Below are 15,487 nucleotides of genomic sequence, written 5' to 3'. Positions count from 1 at the left end.
TCCCGCCGACACAAGGAACAACCAACCGCAGGGAGGTAGGCGCATGACTCGCCCTTCCAACGTTCAGGGGCTGGAAGATTACGATCTGGTCAGTCTTGGCGCGTCGCTGGGCATGTGCGAGGTCGATCTGTTGACCCTCAGCCCGGCCCGGCCCCGCGCGTCGATCGCGTCGAAGACGCACGACGGAGTGACGTATCTCACCGGGCACATCGATTTCGATGTACGGGGATCGCTCACCGTGCCCGACGACGCATGCATGCTCGTCTACCTGCACGAGACCGGCGAACGCAGCTGGTGCCAGGGTGTCGGTGTCGAATCGGAAATGGGTGTGACGTTGCTGCGTGGCACGCCGACCGATTTCATGTTCGAGCGCGGCACGCGCTTCACCCTCGTGGTCGCCCCCTATGCGCGTTTCCGCGCGCGATTCATGGCCTCCGACCACGCCGATGTGGACATGGCCGCACAACGACTTCGCCTGTTCTCGGTGACCTCCGATCATCTCAAGCGCGCTTACCGGCAAATACGCGAGCGCGTCCGCGAGGCGGATGATCTGGCCTTCGGTCCGGTCGAGGATCTGCTCGACGAGCACATCCGCGTCGCCCTGGGCTCCTCGTCCGAAGAGCGGCCGGTCGCCTCGCGCGGTCGACGGGCGCACTACCAGGTGATGCGGCGCGCCGAGCGTTTCATGCGTGCCAATCTCCGTCGCGATATCTATTCGCAGGAGCTCTGCCAGGCCGCTGGGGCCAGCGAACGCGGCCTTCGCTACGCGTTCGACGACCTGCTGGGCATTCCGCCCAATCGCTACCTCGCCATGCTTCGACTGTGCACGGCCCACCGCAGCCTCGTCACGGCGGAAGCCGGCCGGCGCTCGGTCAAGTCCGTGGCACTCAGCTGCGGCATGTGGGATCTCTCTCGTTTCGCTGAGAAATACCGCAGCGTGTTCGGCGAACAGCCGCGGGAAACGCTCGTGCGAAGCGCCCCGGCGGATGACCTGGCTCCAGCCGAGGAGTTCGAAGGCTGGTAGCGACCACGGCGCAGGGACGCTGCCGTTTACGATTATCCCGTTGCCGCAATTGAACAGTGGGATCCGCGTCCTCCTCCTCTAATCGATCCAACCACGTCCGTCCGGGCGTGGTGGTTCGATCCAGGGGAGATGGCCGTGATCCGTGACACCGCGCAGACGCGCCGCGAGGCGTTCGAGCCCTCGTCGGACAACTTTGGATTGCCTTTGCGCGCCCGTAGAGGTATTGGTAGTGCAAGTCACGCACTGCCAGTCATGTCAAAACGATTCGAGATACGTCTTATAGCTCCGTCCGGTTACGCCGAAGATCGCGCCGCCTGCCAGCGAGGCATTGAACGCCTGCAAGCGGCGGGCCACACGGTCCTCGGTACCCATGTGGTCGACCGCGTGTCGTTGCGTTTTGCCGGCAGCGATGCCGAGCGCGCGGCGGACATCAACCAGCTCGCCAATCCCGACCTGCCGTTGCCGGACGTCGTCATGGCCATTCACGGCGGTTACGGGGCCATCTCGCTGCTGGCCCACCTCGACTACGAGGGCTTGTCGGCTCGGTTCGTGGAAAGTTCGTGCGTGCTGGTCGGGCATGGCGATTTCACGGTGATCCAGTGCGCGCTCTATGCGCGCTGCCGGATCGGCTCGCTCTTCGGCCCGATGCTGGTGCAGGATTTTGGCGCCGGCTACCTGCGCGAAAATACGTGGCGGCACTTCTGGCAGACCTTGCAGTCACCGCGTACCGATATCAGCTGGTTGTGTCCGGACGGGCAGCAGGATCTCCACACCGAGGGCACCCTATGGGGAGGCAACCTCTCGGCCCTCTGTAGCCTCATCGGTACGCCGTACTTGCCCGTGATCGAGGACGGCATCCTCTACGTCGAGGAGACCGGCGAGCAGGCGTACCGCGTCGAGAGGATGCTGTATGAGCTGTCGCTGAGCGGTGTGCTCGCCACGCAGCGGGCGATCATCCTGGGCGGGCTGGGCGGCCAGCGCGTCAGCGAATACGACAACGGCTACGACATCGAGCACGCGCTCGATCGCTTCGCCGCAGCCTGCGGCATTCCGGTTGTTCGCGGTCTCGCGTTCGGTCACGGACAGGACAAATGGACCCTGCCGTTCGGCGCCCGCGCCGTACTGGACGTCGCGGACGGGACGGCCGAGCTACTAGTGAGTGGCTATCCGTATAAGGCCTGATCAGGCCTGAGCTGTAGAAAGCCTGAGCCCCGAGGCTCAGGCCGGTGACGCTGCGCTCAGCCGAGTGCCGTGACCTGGGTGGCGCCGATCACGCCGATGAAGACGATCGAGAGCATCCAGAATCGGGCGGGGTCGCGCCACACACACACGCCCAGGCAGACGATGCCGAGCACGCAGGAAACGATGCCGGCGGCGTGCAGGCCCAGTGTGATCAGTGACGGATCGGAACCGCCCGTGGCGATCATCATCGGTCGGAAAATGGCGTACCAGGCCAGGACGAGGCAGGCGCCGCCGACGATACCGAGCAGCCAGTTGGCGGGATGATTCTTCGGCAGCATATTGATGCCGAGATAGATCGCAAGAACAACGACAGCGAAAACGACGAGCAGCAAAGCCATGCGTTAACCCCTTTGTCTTTGTCGTGGCTCGCGGTCCCCACCGCTAGAGCCAACCGCCCGAGCATGGCCCATCGAGCCCCGCAGGTCATGCTGCGGCGCAGAAGGGTGCTTTCTCAGGGTTTCGTCGGCGAATCCGGCGTTTCGTCGGAAACGCGTCGAGGAAGGCCCGCGCCGCATCGTATGCTCCGTCGCAGTCAAGTTCCGGAGCCCTGCGATGGCCAGCCTCAAATTCCTCGGTCGTGTGCTCGTCGCATGGTTTGCCGCCTGGTGCATGCTGCTGGTGCTGTTCGGCATCTTCGACTGGCACCACGGCGAACTCCCCTGGTTCGTCACGCTGGCCTGGTTCGTCGGCCTGCTCATCGCACTGGGGCGGGGCGTCACGCATCTCTACCGGGTGCGTACGATCGCCGGACGTATCGATGCCGAAACCTTGTCCAACCGGCAGCGTCGTCGGGTTGAAGTGCCCTATGGCGCCGATGAGGCCTTCGACATCGTCGAGGCAGTCATCCGCGAGTTGCCGAACGTGCAGGACATCACCGGAGGTCGTGGGGGGCTGCAGCTGCGTGCCCTGGTTCGCTTGCTGCCTGGCGACCTTCCGCGACGTCGTGGCATGCCGCAGCAAGGCCTCGATCGGAACACCAAGGTGTCCGCGACGATCACGCCCTCGGATGGCTCCAGCAGCGTGATGTTCGTCTGCGAACCGGACAGCAGCGCCTGGATGGACTGGTTCAATCCGGACGGCGGGGCATCGCTGGAACACGTCGAAACCCTGGTCCGTGCGATGACCCAGCGGCTCACCGAGCGCCGTAACCGCGAACGCGCCGACGTGCGCCAGACTGCGATGGAGAAGGAACTGACCGCCGCCCAGCTCGGCCTGCTGCAGGCCCAGGTCGAACCCCATTTTCTCTACAACACGCTGGCCAGCGCACAGGAGCTGGTCCGCACCGATCCTGCCCGCGCCGATCGCATGCTAGGCCATCTGATCGATTACCTGCGCCGCTCCCTGCCGCGCACGGATGGTTCGTTGTCCACGCTCGGGCAGGAACTGGAACGTTCCACCGCATGGCTGGAAATCATGAAGCTGCGCATGGGCGAGCGCCTCACGGTGCACACCGAGGTCGCCGACGAGATCGCCGCGCTGCCGATGCCCTCGATGATGTTGCAGACCCTGGTCGAAAACGCCATCAAGCATGGCCTCGAGCCGAAGCCTGGCGGTGGTGGCGTGTGGATACGCGGTCGCGTGGAAGGTGGGCTGCTCTCACTGACCGTCGCCGACGATGGCATGGGTTTTCGTAGCGAAGGCTCGGGCACCGGCATCGGTCTGCGAAACCTGCGCGAACGCCTTCGCCTGACCTACGGCGCGACGGCGAGCTTCGTCATCGGCAACAACTTCCCCAACGGCGTCGCCGCGACGATCACGCTGCCTGCCAAGGGAGTGAGCGATCATGCCTAAGTGCATCGTTGCCGAAGACGAGAAGCTGCTCTCCGCGGCCCTCCAGCGCGAACTGGCCAAGGCGTGGCCCGAGCTCGAGATCGTGGCCGTCTGCGAGGACGGTGGCGAAGCGCTCGAAGCCATCGTTACGCACCAGCCGGATGTCGCTTTCCTCGATATCCGCATGCCGGGCCTGACCGGCATGGAGGTGGCGGCGGCGGCGGCGGATGCCAGCCCGCATACCCTCGTGGTCTTCGTGACCGCGTACGACCAGTACGCCGTGGACGCGTTCGAGCGCGGCGCGATCGACTATCTGCTCAAGCCAGTGGTCGCCGAGCGGCTTGCCCAGGCGGTGACGCGGTTACGCGGCCGACTCGCCGACGCGGCAAGGCATGCACGACGCACCGGTGACCTGGCAAAAGACCTGATCGGGCGCTTCGACGACGTGCCCGACGAGCCGCTCACCTGGATCACCGCGGGCGCCGGCAAGGCGACGCGCCTGATCCTCGTCGAGGATGTCATCTACTTCCGCGCCGACAACAAGTACACGGTGGTCGCGACCGCCGAGGGCGACGCGTTGCTGAGTCGCCCGATCCGCGAGCTGCTACGCCAGCTCGATCCGAGAACCTTCCGCCAGATCCATCGTTCCACCATCGTCAACCTGCGCCAGGTCGCCTCGGTCGAGCGAGACGACACCGGCAAGGGCTGTCTGCGCCTGCGAGGGCGCCCCGAAACCCTGAATGTGAGTCAGCCGTTCATGGCCATCTTCCGCGCCATGTGACGAAGGAGACTTCCATGCGCACCCTGTTAGCCATCATCTACTGCTTCCTCAACCTCGCTGGTTGCACCGACGCGCAGAACCGCAGCATCGTGGCCACGGCACAAGAGAATGGGAAGGTGACCCTCGACAGCCTGACCGACGTGCGCATGGGCCGCGCGTGGTTCGAATGCAAGGCGAGCCAGAGCGGTCGCTGCTACTACACGGTATTCAACGGCGAGGCGCAGGTCCGCGTTTTCTCGCTGTCAGTGGCCGAGGCGTTGCGCCTCGATAACCTGCCGGCGGGATTCCGCCAATGCGTCATGACGTCCGAGGGCAAGGTGTCCGCCGATTGCCGGGCGGGGTGACCTGCCAAAGGCATCGCCGCTGAAGCGGCTCCCACAGAGAGCGAAGCGGCTCCCACACCGAGCGACGTGGCTCCCACAGAGGGCATGGAGCAACCTGTCCTTTGTAGGAGCCGCTTCAGCGGCGATCCCGCGGCAGCGGGCAACCCGCTGCCGACGGCGATCAGGGTGACGTACGCGGCACGATCGTATACGTGATCTTCGACGGATGCGCCGCGTCGTGATGTACCGCGTTGTGCGCGATCACGCCCTTGGCTTCGTCGTAGTTGTTCCCACCGGTGTTGAGGTTGCGGTCGAAGCGCGGGAAGTTACTGCTGGAGATCGCCACGCGCAGCTTGTGCCCCGGATAGAAGAACATGCTCGTGTCGATCGGCTGGAAGGTGACCTTGTACACCTCGCCATCCTTCATCCACACCGGCGGCTTGTCGTAGCCCTCGCGGTAACGCATGCGCTGGATGTTTTCGGTGATGTTGAACGCCTTGCCGTCCGTGCCAACATCCATCACCTTGAAGGTGAAGTCCGTGTCCTTCGCATCGGACGACACATAGAGCGTGACGGTGATCGGTCCGCTCACTTCGGTGCCTTCCTTGAACGGCTCGGAGTCGTAGACCAGGATGTCGTTACGCGTCAGCTGCGGGTTCTGATCGAACGAACCGAACTTGACCGCGTTGCCCTGGCAGCAACCGCCACCGCCGAGCGTGGTGACCGGGTTAGCCGGATCGTAGACGAAGCTATCGGGCTGATCGGTGCCACCGGCCGCGTCGACGAGCTTGCCGTCGCCGTAGAGCGTGTTGGCTTTGCCACCGCTGGTGAAGTACAGGTCGCGCGTCACCGCACCCGCCGGCGGCCACGTCGGCGAGTTGCGCCATTTGTTCTCGCCCATCACGTAGTACATGACCTTGGGCTGCTTATCGACGACGGGGCTGTCCACGCCCTTGAGGAATTTGTCGAACCAGCCGAAGACCAGTCCCTGGTAATCGAAACGGGCGTCGCCCACGTCGAGGTCGCCGATCATGGTGTGTTCGGTGGCACGCGTGTACGCGCAGTGCAGCACCGGCGCGATGATCGCGTACTGCTCGTCCGCGATGGCCTTGGGTGCCGTGGCGCGCACCTGGTTGAACGCGGCGAGGTTCGGCGAGACGGACACATCGAACCAGCTCATGAACCACAGGCCGGGCTTGTTGATCTTCATGTCCTCGTGCCACAGGCCGCCCTTGCGCCAGGCGGGGCTGTTCGGCGTGCGCGCGATCATGTTGCCGCCGGTGGGGACGTCCATGGCATCGGCGAAAATGCCCTTCGGTCCGTCGACAGCCTTGAGGATCTCGTTCTCGGGCAGGTGCCAGAACGCCTGGTCCCAGTCGACCGGCGGCATCTGCGGATCGAGGTCGAATGCCTTGGAGGCGCGGATCAGGTCGGCCTGTGACGTGTTGGCGGGGAACATCGGACGAACCTGGTTCTGCTGGCCATAGATCCACGCCTGGAACAGCATCTGCACGGCGCCGCCGCGATACCAGTTGCCCTGCTCGTAATACGGGCCGACCTTGCCGACGCCCGCGCCGAAGCCCTGTACGTTGAACGTGGCCAGTGCCGGTTCGTTCTCCGCGACGACGGCCATCTGCCATTCGGCGGTCGACGAACAGCCGGTCGTGCCCACCTTGCCGTTGGACCACGGTTGCGTGGACATCCAGCGGACGGCGTCGACGCCATCGCTGAGTGGCGCGCCGAGGATGTCGTAGTTGCCTTCGGAGAAGTAATGGCCGCGCTCGTTCATTTCGACCAGCGCGTAGCCATGTTTCACGGCTTCGATCTCGTGCGTCATGTCACGTGGCGCACCGATCTTCACGTCCCAGAAATTGAAGTTGTACGGCGTGCGCGAGAAGATCGTCGGCACTTTTCCGGTCGCGTTCTTCGGGCGGTAGATGTCCGCCGCCATGTGCTTGCCGTCGCGCATTTTCACCATCACCTTGCGATCGATGATGGCGATGTCCTCGAGCTGCTTCTCGAGATCGATGCGCTTGGCGACGAGGGCTTTTTGCTCGGGCGTCTGCACGGCCTGCGCGGCGACGGGCGACGCGACGAGTGCGAGGCAGAAGGAAGTGACGCCGACCGACAACGCGGTCCTGACGTGTGAGAGGGCAGGGCGCGAGGGTCGCATGCTGAAGCCTTGTTGTCGGGACGATCGGCCGAGTCTGGCAAATTGTCCTAAGCAGGTAAATCCGTGACTTCTGGCATGGACGCTACGCTTCGGGCACCGAAATCCCGTGTTTCATGAGGATGGCCGATACCTCTGAACTCACCCAGTCGAAATGCTCCGGTCCCGCCGCCTCCAGCACGAGGTTCGACTGCGTCGCGAACGTCGGCCAGAACGCATCCGGGTCAGGATTCTCATGCAAGCCTGCCTGCACCTCGGTGGCCAGGCGGTCGAGCATCCCTTGAAGATCGTCGCGATGTGTCATGGCCCCAAGGCTACGCCCGCCATGTGTACGCAAGTCGTGTACGTTCGTGCTTGACCTCAACCTTGCTTGAGGTTGTTCAATAGCTGTCCCGAACGGAGGCCGGACCCCTCATGCGCATCACCCGACTGACCCTGCCGTCCACCGACGCAGGCGCCTGCCTGGCTTTCTATCGCGATGTTCTTCAACTGCCGACGACCGGATCGACCATCCATGTCGGCTGGACCGATATCGAGATCGTCCCTACGTCGACGGACGCGGGAGCCATCCATCTGGCCTTCAACCTCCCCCATCACCGCTTCGATGCAGCTTGCGCCTGGCTGGGCGAGCGGGCGCTCCTGCTGCGCGATCCGCGCGGGCAGGAGCGGTTTCGACTTGGGGGCGCATGGGACTCGGAGTCCGTTTATTTCGCCGGTCCCCATGATGCGGTGCTCGAACTCATCGGGCGACGTCCGCTCGGCCTCGGTGGCCCCGTCACGGCCGGATTCCGTAGCAGCGAAATCGCCTGCGTGAGCGAAGTGGGTTTACCGACCAAGGATGTCCCGGCGCTAGTTCGTGACCTCGTCGTGGCGACTGGCCTGCTGCCGTTCGGTAACGTCTCCGACGGGTTCGCTCCGATGGGCGATCACGAGGGATTGCTCATCGTCGTGGACCGTGACCGTCCCTGGTTTCCGGAAGGGAAACGGCTTCCGGGGGCGCGAGGCATCGAACTGCTCGTCGAAGGCGGCCTGCCCGGCGTCGTGGTGACCGACGGGCAGGGGTGGCGGATGAGCACAGCCACCTCGGAAACAGTGTCCCCCGGGAAGCGCATGCGAGGTGCGATCTCGGTCTGGTGACCTTTGGCGTCGATAACGCCAGAATCCCTTCGATGCCCTGGCCCTCCGACTACCTCGAACACACCGAATCATCCGCGCCACTGTCGGCGCTAGAGGCAGAGTGGAGGTTCACGGCGTCGTCCGATGGTGTGCATGTCGTGTTGCCGGATGGCCGTATGGATCTCATCGTCGCGTTTCGTGGCGAGGACGACCGACCGGTGGAAGACCTTCAACTGATGATCGTGGGTCCCGCACAACGCTGGAGCGATGTGACGGTTATGCGCGGTGACCGCTTCTTCGGTGTCCGCTTTCGCCCCGGCCGTGGTGGAGCCTGCCTCGGCGTCGAAGCCGCGTTGTTACGTGACGCCGGCATCGTCGGTCGCGAGGTACATAACGTGCTCGGCTCCGATGCGGAAGCGCTTCGTTCCGCAACGACGCCAGCGGAACTCGCCGTTGCCCTTCGTGGTGTCGCTCGTTGTCGCGCCGCCTCAGCAGATGAACTGCCGCCGCCGGTCAAACGGGCGATAGAACTCGTCGGGGCAGGGGGCGGTCGACTCAGCCTCGGCGAGGTTGCCGCTGCTGTCGATATCCCGCAGCGTTCGCTCCGTCGCCACCTGTCGCAGGCACTCGGCCTTACCTTCAAGGCCTATTCGTCTGTCCTGCGGTTCCAGAGGACAATGCGCCTGCTGACGCGCGACAGCCACCCGTTGAGCCTGGCCGAGGCTGCTCTCGAGGGTGGCTACAGTGATCAGGCGCACATGACGCGTGAGTTTCGGCGGCACGGCGGCTTCACCCCGGGCGCGCGACCGCCACTCGTACTCATCGGTATGGCGTTCGACTGACTGGCCGAATTATTCAAGGCACCCGGCGAAGCGAACGCTAGCCTGTCGTCGATCAACGGGAGAACTCACATGCGTCTCGGCTACACGCTCATCTATGTTTCCGATGTCACCGCCACGGTGACCTTCTACGAATCTGCGTTCGGCCTGACGCGGCGCTTCATCCACGAGAGCGGCCTCTACGCCGAGATGGCGACGGGCGAGACGACGCTCAGTTTCGCCGGCGAGACGATGGCTGACATGAATGGGCTGGCCATACGCCCGAACAGCCCGCGGGATCTGCCGGCGGGCATCGAGCTCTGCCTGGTCACGGACACGCCGGAGGAGGCGTACATCGTGGCCGTCGCCGCAGGTGCCCTCGCGGTCAAGACGGTGGAAGAAAAGCCTTGGGGCCAGAAAGTGGGCTACGTGCGCGATCTCAACGGCTGCCTCGTCGAGATCTGTTCACCGGTCAGCGCCTGATGCACGGCGTCGCCGATGTCGATGCCGACTACATCGTCATCGGCTCCGGCTTTGGCGGGAGCGTATCCGCGCTGCGGCTTGCCGAAAAGGGTTACCGCGTCGCGGTGATCGAGCAGGGCAGGCGGTGGACGCCGGATACCTTGCCAGCGACCAGCTGGAGCCTTCGGCGCTGGCTGTGGTCACCAGCTCTCGGGATGCATGGCTTTTTCGGCATGCGCTTCTTTCGTCACGTGATCGTCCTGAACGGCAATGCGGTCGGTGGCGGCTCCATCACGTATGCACAGACGCTTCTCGAGCCGCCGGCCAGCGTCTGGCGCGAAGGGCAGTGGGCGGGGCTGGAGGCGTGGGAGCGGATCATGCCGGCGCACTACGCGACGGCCAAGCGCATGCTCGGCGTCACAACCAACGAACGGCTTGCCGCAGCGGATTTCCGGCTGCGCGACATGGCGGCTTCCGTCGGTGTGGGGGCGTCGTTCTACGCGACGGACGTCGGAGTCTTCTTTGGCCGGGAGGGCGATGCACCGGGCACGGTCTACCGCGATCCGTATTTCGACGGCGAAGGGCCCGAGCGCCGTGCATGCATCGGGTGTGGCGGATGCATGGTCGGCTGCCGGCATGGGGCCAAGAACACGTTGGACATGAACTACCTCTACCTCGCCGAGAAGCGTGGGGCGAGGGTGATCGAGCAGACGCGGGTGGTGGATGTGCGTCCTCTCGGCGAGGCGCAGGATGGCTCGGATGGTTATGTCGTGACGACGCGTCGGGGTCGCATGTCGGCGCGTCTTCGCTGCAAGGCGGTGGTGTTCGCTGCTTCGTCGCTGGGTACGCAGGAACTGCTGTTCCGGATGCGCGAGAGCGGTGCGCTGCCGTCGATTTCCGCGACGCTCGGGCAGGGTGTTCGCACGAATGCCGAGTCGCTGATCGGGATTCGCTACCCGGGATCGGCGGACGATCTGTCCCGCGGGGTCGCCATCGGCTCGGGCATCCATATCGATGCGTATACGCACATCGAAGCGACGCGCTATCCCGCCGGTTCGGACGTCATGGGCTTGTTGACCACGGTGATGACCCAGGGGCGTCACCGGCGGATGAGCTGGCTGCTCACCATCGGGCAGATGCTGATGACGCGGCCACGCGCCTTGTTCCGGCTGGTGCGCACGAAGGACTGGGCACGCGAGTCGATGATCCTGCTGTGCATGCAGACGCTCGACGGCCAGCTCACCATGCGTCTCGGACGCCGTTGGTTCTGGCCGTTCAGCCGCCGCCTCGTCACCGAAGGACCGAAAATTCCGACGTTCATTCCGGCCGCGAATGCGTTTGCGATCAAGGCCGCCGAAGCAACGGGAGGCGTCCCGATGACGTCACTCTCCGAGATCTTCCTCGATATCCCGATGACGGCACATTGCCTGGGCGGCGCCGTGATGGGACGCGGTGCTGGCACGGGTGTATGCGACAGTCGTGGTCGCGTTCACGGCTATCGGAACCTGTACGTCTGCGACGGCTCGATGGTGTCGGCCAACCTCGGCGTCAATCCCAGCCTGACCATTGCCGCGCTCGCCGAGCACGTGATGAGCCACGTGCCGGTGGCGACGGCGCTCAGCGTTGCAGAAACGAACGCAGCACGGCCGTAACCAACTGGTGGTCGTCGAGCGAGGGCATGCCGGAGACGGTGATCGCGCCGATGACGCCCAGCGAGCGCAGACGCAACGGAAATCCGCCACCGTCTGACGCATGCTCGGCGGGGGACAATCCGTAACGCGCCTCGAGGGTTTGGCCAGCCTTCGCCAGCTTCATGCCGACGACGAGGGTGCTGGTGCCGAGGGCGAGCACGGTGTTGCGCTTGCGACGGATCCAGTTGCCGTTGGACGTGTCCGCGCCCGGTGTCGTCGTGTAGAACAGGGGGCGATCGCGCAAGGCGATCTCGATGGCGACGGCTCCCGACCGGGCGAGCGCCCCTTCGCGCAAGGCATTACCGATGGTCCAGGCCTCGTCGAGGCTGAAGCGGTCGAACTGCAGCGCGGCTTCTTCTGCGGCCAGCTCGTCGAGGGTCGGGTCGGTCATGTGACGGGTGTCTCCGTGGGGCATGGCGGGATTCTAGTGCCCGTAGCGCGTGCATGGCGAAAAGCGACAATCATGTCTCCCTCGTTGCAAGCACTATCTACCAGGGGATTCTTTCGGTGGCCGTCAACCGTTCTCGCGGTGACCACAGGTGTGCTCTCGCCCGACACGAAACCGCAAACCGAGGTGACCTCATGAAAATTCGCTTCATCGCAGGGGCGATGTTTCTCGCCGCCTTCGCCGCCACCGTCTTGCCTATGGAAGCGCTGGCAGCCGGCCCCGGCACCGTCGTCGGCAAGCAGGAGATCAAGGTCCGGCAGGTCTCGCCGGCGTACTGGCGGGTCACGCTGCACAACCCGCCGTTCAACATCTTCGGGCCGGAGACGATTCCGCAATTGAACGAGGTGATCACGGCGATCGAGAAGGATCCGGATCTTCGCGTCGTCGTCTTCGACAGCGATGTGCCCGGCTTCTTCCTGACCCACTACGACTTCGTTCCCGCGCTGGAAAAGACCACGAGCCTTCCGCCGGGCCCGACCGGGCTTCCGCCCTTGCCCGACATGCTGGTTCGCCTGAGCAAAGCACCCGTGGTGTCGATCGTGTCGATTCGCGGCCGGGCGACCGGCGTGGGCAGTGAGCTCTCGCTGGCCAGCGACATGCGCTTCGCCAGCCGCGAGAAGGCGATCCTGTCGCAATGGGAGGTCGGTGCCGCCCTGGTGCCCGGCGGCGGCCCCATGGCGCGGCTGCCGCGACTGATGGGTCGGGGGCGTGCTCTGGAGATCCTGCTCACGGGTGACGACATCAATGGCGACATCGCCGAGCGCTATGGCTACGTCAATCGCTCGCTACCCGATGCCGAGCTGGACGGTTTCGTCGACGCGATGGCACGGCGTATTTCCCGGTTCGACAAGCAAGCCATCGCGGACATCAAACAACTGGTCAATGGCCCGTCGCTGCCGCCCGACAACGAGATCGGCGCGGGCTGGGCGGCGTTCATCACCTCGGTCCAGCGTCCACCGGCACAAGCAAAGATCGGCCAGCTGATGAAGGAAGGCCTGCAGACCAAGCCCGACGTGGAAGCGAGGCTGGCGCACTACACGGGTGAGCTCGGCGCGACCGACGCGGGTAAGTAAGCCGGGGGATTGTTTCGCGTCGCGGAACGGTCACTGCCTGCGACCGGCCATTCATCCCCTCCGGCGCGATCCCCAACTTGGGTTCCATCGGCTCGACGTGAGCCGCCGGCGATCGACCGATCGCCGGACCCTTGAGGAGATCGACATGAGCAATGAACAGAAAGTCGCCATCATCACCGGTGGCTCGCAAGGTATCGGCGAAGGCCTGGTCAAGGCCTATCGCGCGAAAGGCTTCCGCGTCGTCGCGACGTCGCGTTCGATCGTCCAGGGCAGCGACCCGGACGTGCTCGCCGTCGCCGGCGACATTGGCGAGGCCGCCACGGCCGAGCGCGTGGTGCGCGAAGCGCTGGCCAAGTTTGGTCGCATCGACACGCTGGTGAACAACGCTGGCATCTTCATCGCCAAGCCGTTCACCGCTTACACGGCGGAAGACTTCGCCTCGATGATCTCGACCAACCTGTCCGGTTTCTTCCACATCACCCAGCGTGCCATCGCCCAGATGGAAAAGCAGGGCAGCGGCCATGTCGTCAGCATCACCACGACCTTCGTCAACCAGGCGATCGCCGGCGTGCCGACGGCCCTCGCCAACCTGACCAAGGGCGGACTCACCTCGGTGACGAAGGAACTGGCCGTGGAATACGGCGAGAAGGGCATCCGCGTGAACGCCGTCTCCCCTGGCTTCATCAAGACGCCGATCCACTCACCGGAAACCTTCGCGACGCTTGCCGCTTTCAACCCGATGAAGCGCATCGGCGAAGTCAGCGATATCACCGACGCGGTGCTTTACCTGGAAGGCGCCACCTTCGCTACGGGTGAAGTGCTTTACGTCGATGGCGGCCAAAACGCCGGCCGCTGATCGCATCGGCCGGGACGGCGCGCCTGCGGCATCACGCGGGCGCGCCGTCCACCTCTCAACGTGACTGACGGAATCCATCTCATGCAAGCGCAGCAAACCACCGTACTCAAGCTTCAGGTCGTCGCCGATGTGATCTGTCCCTGGTGTTTCATCGGCAAGCGCAGCCTGGACAAGGCGATCGTCACGCTGGCCGGGCAGGGCATCGACGTCGAGCTGGAATGGCTTCCCTTCGAACTGAACCCGAATCTGCCGCCGGATGGCATGGACCGTCGTACGTTCCGTAGCGTCCGTTTTGGTAGCTGGGAAAATGCCCTGGCGATGGATGCGCGCGCTGTCGCGGCGGGCCGTCCGCTGGGTGCCGTCTTCAACTACGACAAGCAGACGCGTACGTCGCATACCCTGGCCGCGCACTCGCTGCTCCGCCTTGCCTGGAACGAAGGCGGCTCGTCCCTGCAAACGCGCCTCGCCGATGCGATGTTCACGGCGTACTTCACCGATGGGCTGGACCTGAGCGATCGCCGCGTGCTCGAGACGCTGGCACAGCGTCTGGGCATGGCGCCGCAGGCAGTGGATCGCTCTACGGCCCTGCACGCCGAGGTGCGTCAGCGGGAGCAGGCCGTGCAACAGGCGGGTGTGACCAGTGTGCCGAGCTATTTCATGAACGACAAGCCGTTCTTCACCGGTTCGCAGGATCCACAGGGCTATGTGCGCCTGCTCACGGAAGCCGCGGCTGCCTAGTGGCCGCCGAGGGCTTCCGCTTCGGCCATCAGGCGTGCGAACTCGGCACGTAGCAGCGGTACGGCGAAGTCGACGAAGCTGCGCACCTTGGGCACGGCCAGACGCCCGTTCGGCGTGATGAGGTGCACAGGCAGGCCGACGGACTCGGCATGACGGAGCACAAGGCGCAGGGAGCCGTCACGGACGTGGTCCGCTACGTGATACGTGTAAAGCCGTGTCACGCCGTGGTGCGCCACCGCAGAGGCCATGGCGGCGCGCACGCTGTTCACGACCAGTCGTGGCTTGAAACGGATCGAGCGCGCGATGGTACTGCCCGGCGCAGGGGGAAACACCCAGGTGTCGTGGCCGAAGTGTGTCGTCGTGATGATCCGGTGCTGGAGCAGGTCGCCGGGTTCGCGAATCGTCGGTCGGGCGTCAAGATAGGTCGGTGACGCCACGACCACGCGTTTCACGTCGCCGCCGACGCGGGTGGCGACCATCGACGAATCCTGCAGCTCGCCCACGCGCAGGGCGATGTCGATGCCCTCGTCGACGAGATTGGCGTGGCGATCGAGCAGCCTGAAGTCGATCGATACGTCCGGATAGGCTTCGAGATAGGCGTCGATGACGGGTCGAAGAATGTCCTCGCCACTGACCGGCGGCGCGGTGATGGTCAGCGTGCCACGCGGCGAGGCACGCTCGCCCGCCACACTGAGGTCGGCTTCGTCCAGTTCGGCCAGTACGCGGCGGCACGCCGCGGCATAGCGCTCGCCCGCTTCGCTCAGGCGGATCGACCGGGTGGTCCGGTGCAGCAGTTCGGCACCGACGTGATGCTCGAGAAAGGCGATGGCCCGGCTCACGGCCGCAGGCGATCGGGAAAGGCGCCGGCCGGCACCCGCCAGGCTGCCTTCATCCAGTGCGGCAACGAACACTTTCATAGCTTCGATACGGTCCATCGGCATAGGATAGCTCTCGTCGTCTATGCTTGTGACGGGG

Annotated in this window: 17 protein-coding genes; 12 read left to right on the top strand and 5 right to left on the bottom strand. The window is 64.8% G+C overall.

Annotated features, from left to right (window positions below; all coding sequences use genetic code 11):
* The first annotated feature begins 43 nt into the window (after positions 1 to 43).
* Together BJI69_RS21195 and BJI69_RS21190 are read left to right on the top strand one after the other, a co-directional pair.
* Positions 44 to 1,024: a helix-turn-helix domain-containing protein gene (locus BJI69_RS21195; RefSeq protein ID WP_046969571.1), complete on the top strand. Its 981-nt coding sequence runs from the start codon at positions 44 to 46 to the stop codon at positions 1,022 to 1,024.
* Between the two features lie 252 nt (positions 1,025 to 1,276).
* Complete coding sequence (locus BJI69_RS21190) at positions 1,277 to 2,206, top strand: LD-carboxypeptidase (RefSeq protein ID WP_046969572.1); 930 nt, start codon at positions 1,277 to 1,279, stop codon at positions 2,204 to 2,206.
* A 56-nt stretch (positions 2,207 to 2,262) separates the two neighbouring features.
* Here BJI69_RS21190 and BJI69_RS21185 read toward each other — a convergent pair whose 3' ends face one another.
* The gene (locus tag BJI69_RS21185; RefSeq protein ID WP_046969573.1) at positions 2,263 to 2,604 is read right to left on the bottom strand and encodes a hypothetical protein; all 342 of its coding nucleotides are present in this window, start codon (positions 2,602 to 2,604) and stop codon (positions 2,263 to 2,265) included.
* A 214-nt stretch (positions 2,605 to 2,818) separates the two neighbouring features.
* Here BJI69_RS21185 and BJI69_RS21180 point away from each other — a divergent pair, with 214 nt between their 5' ends.
* From BJI69_RS21180 to BJI69_RS21170, 3 genes are read left to right on the top strand one after another with little or no spacing between them, the layout of a single operon-like run.
* A complete protein-coding gene (locus BJI69_RS21180; RefSeq protein ID WP_046969574.1) occupies positions 2,819 to 4,057 on the top strand; it encodes a histidine kinase in 1,239 nt (412 codons plus the stop codon).
* Positions 4,050 to 4,817 (top strand): LytR/AlgR family response regulator transcription factor, encoded by a 768-nt coding sequence (locus BJI69_RS21175; RefSeq protein ID WP_046969575.1) that lies wholly within the window; start codon positions 4,050 to 4,052, stop codon positions 4,815 to 4,817. The genes BJI69_RS21180 and BJI69_RS21175 overlap by 8 nt, the downstream gene beginning before the upstream one ends.
* Positions 4,818 to 4,831: 14 nt before the next feature.
* Entirely contained in the window at positions 4,832 to 5,161 is a 330-nt protein-coding gene (locus BJI69_RS21170) for a hypothetical protein (RefSeq protein ID WP_046969576.1), read from the top strand.
* A 160-nt stretch (positions 5,162 to 5,321) separates the two neighbouring features.
* Here BJI69_RS21170 and BJI69_RS21165 read toward each other — a convergent pair whose 3' ends face one another.
* Positions 5,322 to 7,313 (bottom strand): CocE/NonD family hydrolase, encoded by a 1,992-nt coding sequence (locus tag BJI69_RS21165; protein ID WP_078023394.1) that lies wholly within the window; start codon positions 7,311 to 7,313, stop codon positions 5,322 to 5,324.
* An 82-nt stretch (positions 7,314 to 7,395) separates the two neighbouring features.
* Positions 7,396 to 7,614: a hypothetical protein gene (locus BJI69_RS21160; RefSeq protein ID WP_125903154.1), complete on the bottom strand. Its 219-nt coding sequence runs from the start codon at positions 7,612 to 7,614 to the stop codon at positions 7,396 to 7,398.
* A 110-nt stretch (positions 7,615 to 7,724) separates the two neighbouring features.
* Between BJI69_RS21160 and BJI69_RS21155 the strand changes: the two genes are divergently transcribed.
* The 4 genes from BJI69_RS21155 (at position 7,725) to BJI69_RS21140 (ending at position 11,358) form a co-directional block, all read left to right on the top strand.
* Entirely contained in the window at positions 7,725 to 8,447 is a 723-nt protein-coding gene (locus BJI69_RS21155; RefSeq protein ID WP_046969578.1) for a VOC family protein, read from the top strand.
* A gap of 155 nt (positions 8,448 to 8,602) precedes the next feature.
* Positions 8,603 to 9,268, top strand: coding sequence for a helix-turn-helix transcriptional regulator (locus tag BJI69_RS21150; RefSeq protein WP_052767391.1), 666 nt, complete (start codon positions 8,603 to 8,605; stop codon positions 9,266 to 9,268).
* A gap of 69 nt (positions 9,269 to 9,337) precedes the next feature.
* Entirely contained in the window at positions 9,338 to 9,727 is a 390-nt protein-coding gene (locus tag BJI69_RS21145; protein ID WP_046969579.1) for a VOC family protein, read from the top strand.
* Positions 9,727 to 11,358, top strand: a complete 1,632-nt coding sequence (locus BJI69_RS21140; protein ID WP_046969580.1) for a GMC family oxidoreductase — start codon at positions 9,727 to 9,729, stop codon at positions 11,356 to 11,358. Before BJI69_RS21145 ends, BJI69_RS21140 begins: the two co-directional genes overlap by 1 nt.
* Here the strand turns inward: BJI69_RS21140 and BJI69_RS21135 are convergent.
* Entirely contained in the window at positions 11,324 to 11,788 is a 465-nt protein-coding gene (locus BJI69_RS21135) for a heme-degrading domain-containing protein (protein ID WP_046969581.1), read from the bottom strand. The two genes, BJI69_RS21140 and BJI69_RS21135, sit on opposite strands and share 35 nt — an antisense overlap.
* A 191-nt stretch (positions 11,789 to 11,979) precedes the next feature.
* On the opposite strand from BJI69_RS21135, the gene BJI69_RS21130 reads away from it, so the two are divergent.
* From BJI69_RS21130 to BJI69_RS21120, 3 genes are all read left to right on the top strand, one after another.
* Complete coding sequence (locus tag BJI69_RS21130; RefSeq protein ID WP_046969582.1) at positions 11,980 to 12,918, top strand: enoyl-CoA hydratase/isomerase family protein; 939 nt, start codon at positions 11,980 to 11,982, stop codon at positions 12,916 to 12,918.
* 145 nt (positions 12,919 to 13,063) lie between these two features.
* Positions 13,064 to 13,774: an SDR family NAD(P)-dependent oxidoreductase gene (locus BJI69_RS21125; protein WP_046969583.1), complete on the top strand. Its 711-nt coding sequence runs from the start codon at positions 13,064 to 13,066 to the stop codon at positions 13,772 to 13,774.
* 81 nt (positions 13,775 to 13,855) lie between these two features.
* The gene (locus tag BJI69_RS21120; protein WP_046969584.1) at positions 13,856 to 14,512 is read left to right on the top strand and encodes a DsbA family oxidoreductase; all 657 of its coding nucleotides are present in this window, start codon (positions 13,856 to 13,858) and stop codon (positions 14,510 to 14,512) included.
* Here the strand turns inward: BJI69_RS21120 and BJI69_RS21115 are convergent.
* Positions 14,509 to 15,429 carry a LysR substrate-binding domain-containing protein gene (locus BJI69_RS21115; protein ID WP_244465346.1) on the bottom strand — a complete coding sequence of 307 codons (921 nt, stop codon included), beginning with the start codon at positions 15,427 to 15,429 and terminating at the stop codon, positions 14,509 to 14,511. The genes BJI69_RS21120 and BJI69_RS21115 overlap by 4 nt on opposite strands.
* Between the last annotated feature and the right edge of the window lie 58 nt (positions 15,430 to 15,487).

Source organism: Luteibacter rhizovicinus DSM 16549 (assembly GCF_001887595.1).
In the GTDB taxonomy this organism is placed as follows: Bacteria; Pseudomonadota; Gammaproteobacteria; order Xanthomonadales; family Rhodanobacteraceae; genus Luteibacter; species Luteibacter rhizovicinus.
The sequence above is the reverse complement of the archived record's forward strand: the minus strand, read 5'-3'. Positions and strand labels throughout refer to the sequence as shown.